Origin of the sequence: Bacillus haikouensis (genome assembly GCF_013179555.1) — a bacterium.
GTDB classification, from domain to species: Bacteria; Bacillota; Bacilli; order Bacillales; family Bacillaceae_B; genus Rossellomorea; species Rossellomorea haikouensis_A.
This window is the reverse complement of sequence record NZ_JABMCR010000231.1, coordinates 1-6,543: the sequence shown is the minus strand read 5'-3', so window position 1 is coordinate 6,543 and position 6,543 is coordinate 1. Positions and strand designations below refer to the sequence as shown.

Sequence of the window (6,543 nt, the reverse complement as noted above, 5' to 3'; positions counted from 1 at the left end):
CTCCCCTGTCCGGAAGTGCGGCGGTGGTCATGACTGTTACGAGCAATGCAGTTCCGACAGCACCTGATACTTGTCGCATAGTATTGTTCATTGCAGTTCCATGCGGAATCAGATGATTCGGGAGCTGATTTAGACCTGCTGTCGTGACAGGCATCATCACCATCGCGACACCGAGCATTCTTACTGCATTTACCACCGCAAGGTACGTGAATGTAGTCTGAGGGGTAAGGTTTGTAAACATGAACGTTGTCACAGAAATAAGGATCAATCCTGTTACAGCCAGCCATTTTGCCCCAAATTTATCAAAGATCCGTCCCGTTATTGGATTCATGAATCCCATGATGAGTGCACCAGGCAGCAGCATGAGGCCGGATTCAAATGCAGTAAAACCAAGCATATTCTGCATCAGGATTGGAAGGACAGTCGCCCCTCCGATCATAGCGATAAAGACAACCATCCCGAGAGCAGTTGTAATTGTGAATAATCTTATCTTGAATACACGGAATTCAAGTATTGGCTGTTTCAATTTAAATTGTCTTAATATGAAGAATGTCAATGAGATTGAGCCTATGATCATTGCAGCAACAACTTGCAAACTTTCCCAACCGGTGGTCCCTGCAGTACTGAATCCGTAAAGCAAACCGCCGAATCCCAGTGAAGATAAGATGATCGACAATATATCGACTTTAGGGAATGTCTGCTTCGTTACATTTACCAAAATAAAGTAGGCAACGATGAGGTCGATGATAACGATCGGCAATATGACATAGAACAAGCTTCTCCACGGGAATTGATCGACAAGCCATCCTGACAGAGTCGGCCCGATGGCTGGTGCAAACGAGATGACAAGCCCGAACATCCCCATTGCACTGCCCCGTTTTTCAACTGGGTAGATCAGAAATAGTATCGTTTGCATCAGCGGCATGATGATGCCGGCCCCCGATGCCTGAACAATCCGTCCCACCATTAAGATGCCGAAATTTGGTGCGATTGCACATATCAACGTACCGGCTGCGAATAACCCCATTGCTGTAAGGAATAATGAACGAGTAGTGAAGCGTTCGATCAAAAACGCTGTAATGGGGATCATGACTCCGTTCACCAGCATAAAGATGGATGTGAGCCATTGAGCTGTACTTGCTTCAAGATGCAGGTCCTTCATAATATGCGGCAGTGCTGTAGCAAGCAGCGTTTGATTTAAGATGGCCGCAAATGCGCCTGAAATTAATACGAATAATAACGGAAACTTATTGAAGGTTTCGGTTGATTGAGATATATCATGTGATTGCGGCTTCATATTCTCCCTTCTTTCTTCATCCTTAACATTGTTTATTAAGTTATTTTTTTGATATCCCTGTCTTAACCAGATCAATTTCAAATCTGTACTTTGAAACTGCTTCTTCATAGCTTAATTCGTTTGAGATGCTGTGCACCAGATTATGAAATGTAACTGCAGATAAGATTTGCATAACATGATACAGCTGATGTTCATCAGAGATATTCAGGCTTTTCCAGTCCACCAGATCAAAAACTTCATCATACCGTTTATTCAATTCTTCCTTACTCAGGAATTTCGTGAATGCTTTTTCAATCTTATAGTTCATATTCAGAAGGACATTTTTTATGAAATTGTTCTGCCCTTGTGAATGGGATCGCTTTAATGTATGATGGAAAATTTCTGTAACCGCTTCAAAAATATCACCGTTGTATATCTTTAAATTAGTTAAGAATTTATCGTGTCTTTCCTGAGTATGTTCATTCAGCAAATAGAAAAATGCGTCCTCTTTATCTTGAAAATATTGATAGAAACTGCCACGGGGTATCCCTGCTGATTTCAGAATGTTTGATATTGAAGCTTCATAAAGTGAGACCCGTGAAAACTCTTTTTTTGCTGCTTCAATTAGTATCTGCTTTTTCTCTTCTTTTAAATTATAAAACGTTGGTTTTGGCATGCTTACCTCCATCCCGTCAAAGCGACACACTGTCATAATCAAGACCTTTACTACTATAGATGACACGATGTCATAAGTCAAAGAATAAACTTACACAATTCCGATCGTATATAAGTTTCCCGACATAACACAAAAAAAACGCTCTATATTGAGCGCCTTACAAATTTTATGTATTCGTTTTATTCATTTTTATTATTCAACACACATTGTTGAGTATCCAGGGACCAGCGTCCTGAATTCAACACGGCACCTGATTGGATCAGCTGAATTTTCTTCTTGAAAATCGGTCCGTCCACCACAAATGTATGGTACTCCCCATATTCCCCCATAACGCATATACCTTACTTCTGAACTTCTTCAAAAAATCGCCAGTCGAGGATCCGGCCAGGCCATGTATGATCCAAATGTTTTTCAGAAGCACGGCAGATCAAAGCAGTAAAACCGAAACATAGAAATTCTTCCATGCGGGCATTTGAATCTTAGAAGAGATCCCTGCTGGGAAAATTGGTTCTATCCCTGCTTTATTTGACACTTTTTCCTTCCATTTACGGTCTTCTTCAACATACAAACTGACGAAAGCGATTTGCTCGACACCCAGGAATCTTTTAGATGCCTTAGTGCATTCACCAGCGATTTTTCACAGTCACCGGCAGAATCCACCAAAAGTAAAGGAATACCCAACGCGTCGGCATGTAATTCGAGAATCTTCAGTTTGTTACCATGTGAATGATTGCGTTCGTATTTTAGATTCACCATCGATATAAGACAAACGACATCCATATTATCCTGTAATAGCTTATTAAGTGCAAGACAGCTGTCTTTGCCGCTGCTCCAGCAGTCAGCAACCTTTTTTTCTTATGTTTTTTTCAAACGATTACCCCTGCCTTCCATTCTAAAGTTTGGAACTTGCTGTATGTAATATTTCTCCATAAATAGAATTCCAGTTCGGATAATACTTATCGATATCTGACGGGGCAATAAAAACCCTCCCGGCGGATTCATGCTTTTTTTCAAAAAGATGGATCTGCTCAATGTCCATTCTGTAAAAGGCTTGATACCCGATTTTAGGATACTTGCCGGCTTCTTCCCAACATGGATTATCAGTGTGATCTACTATCACATAGCCAAGAAGTTCTGTAATTCCTTCGACACACCCTTCTTCCAGTGCTTCACGCATGATTGTCTCTTGTGGCGTTTCATCAGCTTCAACATGGCCGCCTGGAAAATCCCATCCCCTGTGTTCAATATCTACGAGCATAAGATTCCTCTCAAGAAAACAAAAACCATGTGCACTTGTTATCAACTTAAGATCTGGAAGCAATTCGCTCTCAACCCAATTTAATTTAACCAGCGATTTTCCCCATTTTACATGGATGCTTGACATTATTAGCCTTCTTTCATTTATTGGAATTTTGGTAACTGTTATCAACTCAGCATGTACTAGGTATAGCAGCACATGCCTGATTGGATAAATGGTAAAGCTTCACTTCCTATTCATGCTGAATAGGAAGTGAAAATAAACAAAAGCTAAAACAAAAACAAGGAAGGATCTGTACAAATGAAAAAATTTATTATGAGTATCTTCCTTATTCAATTGATCTCCAGCGGAATTCCACATCCTTCTGTTTCTGCCAAAAGTCTCGAGAGTATAGGTGTTACAGTGCCTTCTTATGCAAAGTGGGGACGGATCGCCATGCAAAAAACGAAAGAACGCTATCCAGAAGCCAAGATCATCGATTACCTCCATATCGGGCGGGAAGACAGTGAAGGAGATAGTATAGAAAAATTCAAACTGTGGTTAAAAGGAAAGGACAGGGAATTCGGAGTACAAATTAACATCAAATTTGATCCTGAAACAGATGAATTGAAACAGATATCGTTTAAAGAAGTATCAAGATAATCTTAAAAATTGCTGAATTAGTACCCGCCAATAAAAACGAGTATTAATTCAGCAGAGTCCAACCTTGTCTCTTCAACTACTTGGTTGGTTCATTCCCCCATCAGGATAAGTTTTCTTCAAGAAAGTAATCGAGGCATGAATCAGTTCCCTTAGTACGTCTTCGTCAATATCATCTACTTTATTGATGTAGACACACGCTTTTCCGGTTGTGTGTTTTCCGAATTTCTTCAGAAGTTCTTCCCGTTCCTCATCTCCTGGTGCAAAATAGAGACTGACCTTGGCTTTTCGCGGGGAGTATCCCGCAAGAAATGAATCCCCTTCATGACCTGTCTTATATTTGTAATGGTACGAACCGAATCCGATCATGCTCGGTCCCCACATTTTAGCAGGAAATCCGGTTTCTTCTGTGAAAACATCCAAAAGTCTGTAGGCATCTTCCCGCTTTCTTTTACTTCCTGCACTTTCGATGAATTCAAGAACACTATTGTCATTCTGCTTTGTTTTTAATTCGTACAATTTGCCTCCCCTCATTCACTTCATTATGACTTTACATTCTACTTATCATCCCGAAATTCCTTCTTGAGGTATAGGAGATGATTCGGATGGAAGACCCATTCCCTCGGGTTGGAGACTTGATGATTGGGGAAGAGATCTCAGTGTTTTGTTCAAAGCCCACACGATGGAGATAAATAAAATACCACCAGCACTTGAAAGGTATACGATACCGGGGCCAAACTGATTAGCAAGATATCCTCCCAGTAGAGAACCAGTCGGCATTGCCAATGCACCTAATGACGCAGTTACAGAGAATATTCTGCCGAGCAGATGGGAAGGTACCATCGACTGAATGGCAGCCCCGAATATGACATTGGTTGCACCGATCGGAATCCACGCCAGCCCAAACAGAAAAATACTGACAGCATTAATAGGAACAATACCTGAAACCAGCCACATGGCTCCTCCGATCAAAAACAAAAGGATTGTCAGTTTACCGATGGCAAAGCGTCCAAACCATGATGCACATAATGCCCCGACCAGAGCTCCACCTGAAATTGCTGCCAAGTAGAGTCCATAAAGTTCGGATTCTCCTCTTCCATCAGCAAACGCAGGTAATATGGCATAAATAGATCCTATTGCAAAATTTGCAACGATGGAACCAAGAAGGAATTTGGCCAAATGTGATTTGAAAACAATGGAAAAACCTTCAACTAAATCGGTCTTATACTGGGTAACCGATTCTTTTATCTTTTGTTTTTCGTTAACAGTTTGCTTTTCTTCAAGCTTGATCAGGCTGAATAGGATGCTTGCAGCGATAAATGTAACGGCATCAATCATATAGAGAGTGACGGCGCCGACAATGGTCAGGAGAATGCCTGCAAGCGCGTTGAACGCAAGATCGACACCTTGAAAAGCAAAAGAGAATAATGAATTACTTTTAATAAGTTGATCTTTGTCGACAATCCGTGGAAGCAGGGCTGCCTGCCCGGGATATGCAAATTGATTCAGTGCAGAAATTACCGGCATAATAACCAGGATGAATGTCACAGAGAGAAAACCTGAATAGTGGGCAATAGGTATCGTTAATACAAGCATTCCTTGGATGATCTGCGTGGAAATCAACACCTTCTTTATCTGCCATCGATCAACTAGCGGACCAATCAGGAACTGAAGTGTCCCCGGCATCAGCGTCAAAAATCCGGCGAGTCCTGTGTAAAATGCATTTCCTCCCAGCTCATATACAAGCCACATTGCAGCAACATAATAGATACTGTCCCCCATATTGGTGACCATTCTCCCGAAGAACAAAGATGCGAAGTTCCGATTTTTGAATAGTAATTCTTTCATGATTAATCCAATCCCCCTTGTTCTGTGTGAAAAATTCAATCGTAATAAATAGTTTACAACCATTCAGAAAAATACTTTTATTCAGTAAAAATTATTTTACTTTTGATTCAAAAAAAACCGTTTTACCGGTCTTTTTCATCATCCATTACACGATCTGCAAATTTTGATTCTTCCACTTCGAATCCCATCCCGGTCATATAATAAATTTTTTGGTTAATTCCTTTCTCTTCTCTGGCTCTTTTTTGGAATTCTCCTACTAGTTCGAAGTATTCCTTAACGAACCATTTGAAATTATCTTCAGAGCTGGAGGTTTCCCAAGAAGATGCAAGTATATTCCAATCAGAAGGATCCTTGTCTCCGGCTTCTTCGAAAGCTGTACTGGGAGCTTCAAGAATCCTGCTCATCGTCCGTTCAAGCATACCGTACATCATAAGCCTCTTTGTTTCGCTTATTTCTTCTTTATGAGGAAGCAAGCTTGCATCAGGATAAAATCCGCTTGAGACCGATTGGAAGAATTTCTGTACAATCCCGTTTTTTTCTTCGGTTTTGACAATTTCTATCAAGCCGAGTTTCTCTAACTCTTTTAAGTGATAATGGATTCTTGCACGGGACATTTCGAACAATTCAGATAGCTGCTGTCCTGTATATGGCTTTTCCACAAGACGCATCATCAGTTTGATGCGAAACGGATCGCTTAACGCTTTTAATTGATCATACTCCTTGATGATAAACATCGATTTCATAAGAACATCCCCTGTAACTAATTTTACTCAGTAAACTTTATTTTACCGTGTAAATAAAGTTTAACATATTGAGAGATCTGTGGGCAATAGGTTCTAGCTTACT

General features: G+C 40.6%; 8 protein-coding genes and 1 pseudogene. 1 reads left to right on the top strand and 8 read right to left on the bottom strand.

Annotated features, from left to right (window positions below; translation table 11 throughout):
* The 5 genes and pseudogenes from HP456_RS18050 to HP456_RS18030 all read right to left on the bottom strand — a co-directional run.
* On the bottom strand, nucleotides 1-1,297 hold a 1,297-nt coding region (locus tag HP456_RS18050; RefSeq protein WP_246289226.1), incomplete at its 3' end, for a DHA2 family efflux MFS transporter permease subunit.
* Nucleotides 1,298-1,337: 40 nt separating this feature from the next.
* Nucleotides 1,338-1,952, bottom strand: a complete 615-nt coding sequence (locus HP456_RS18045; protein ID WP_172253674.1) for a TetR/AcrR family transcriptional regulator — start codon at nucleotides 1,950-1,952, stop codon at nucleotides 1,338-1,340.
* Nucleotides 1,953-2,131: 179 nt separating this feature from the next.
* On the bottom strand, nucleotides 2,132-2,281 hold the full coding sequence (locus HP456_RS18040) for a Dph6-related ATP pyrophosphatase (protein ID WP_172253672.1): 150 nt from the start codon (nucleotides 2,279-2,281) through the stop codon (nucleotides 2,132-2,134).
* Between the two features lie 181 nt (nucleotides 2,282-2,462).
* A pseudogene (locus tag HP456_RS25675) lies at nucleotides 2,463-2,789 on the bottom strand (Dph6-related ATP pyrophosphatase); the annotation flags it as partial.
* Nucleotides 2,790-2,844: 55 nt separating this feature from the next.
* The gene (locus HP456_RS18030; RefSeq protein WP_172253670.1) at nucleotides 2,845-3,336 is read right to left on the bottom strand and encodes an NUDIX hydrolase; all 492 of its coding nucleotides are present in this window, start codon (nucleotides 3,334-3,336) and stop codon (nucleotides 2,845-2,847) included.
* A gap of 174 nt (nucleotides 3,337-3,510) precedes the next feature.
* On the opposite strand from HP456_RS18030, the gene HP456_RS18025 reads away from it, so the two are divergent.
* Complete coding sequence (locus HP456_RS18025; protein WP_172253668.1) at nucleotides 3,511-3,852, top strand: YqzG/YhdC family protein; 342 nt, start codon at nucleotides 3,511-3,513, stop codon at nucleotides 3,850-3,852.
* Between the two features lie 72 nt (nucleotides 3,853-3,924).
* Here the strand turns inward: HP456_RS18025 and HP456_RS18020 are convergent, their stop codons facing one another.
* The 3 genes from HP456_RS18020 to HP456_RS18010 form a co-directional block, all read right to left on the bottom strand.
* Nucleotides 3,925-4,368, bottom strand: coding sequence for a DUF1801 domain-containing protein (locus HP456_RS18020; protein WP_172253666.1), 444 nt, complete (start codon nucleotides 4,366-4,368; stop codon nucleotides 3,925-3,927).
* 45 nt (nucleotides 4,369-4,413) lie between these two features.
* On the bottom strand, nucleotides 4,414-5,697 hold the full coding sequence (locus HP456_RS18015; protein ID WP_172253664.1) for an MFS transporter: 1,284 nt from the start codon (nucleotides 5,695-5,697) through the stop codon (nucleotides 4,414-4,416).
* A gap of 122 nt (nucleotides 5,698-5,819) precedes the next feature.
* The gene (locus tag HP456_RS18010; RefSeq protein ID WP_172253662.1) at nucleotides 5,820-6,440 is read right to left on the bottom strand and encodes an ArsR/SmtB family transcription factor; all 621 of its coding nucleotides are present in this window, start codon (nucleotides 6,438-6,440) and stop codon (nucleotides 5,820-5,822) included.
* Between the last annotated feature and the right edge of the window lie 103 nt (nucleotides 6,441-6,543).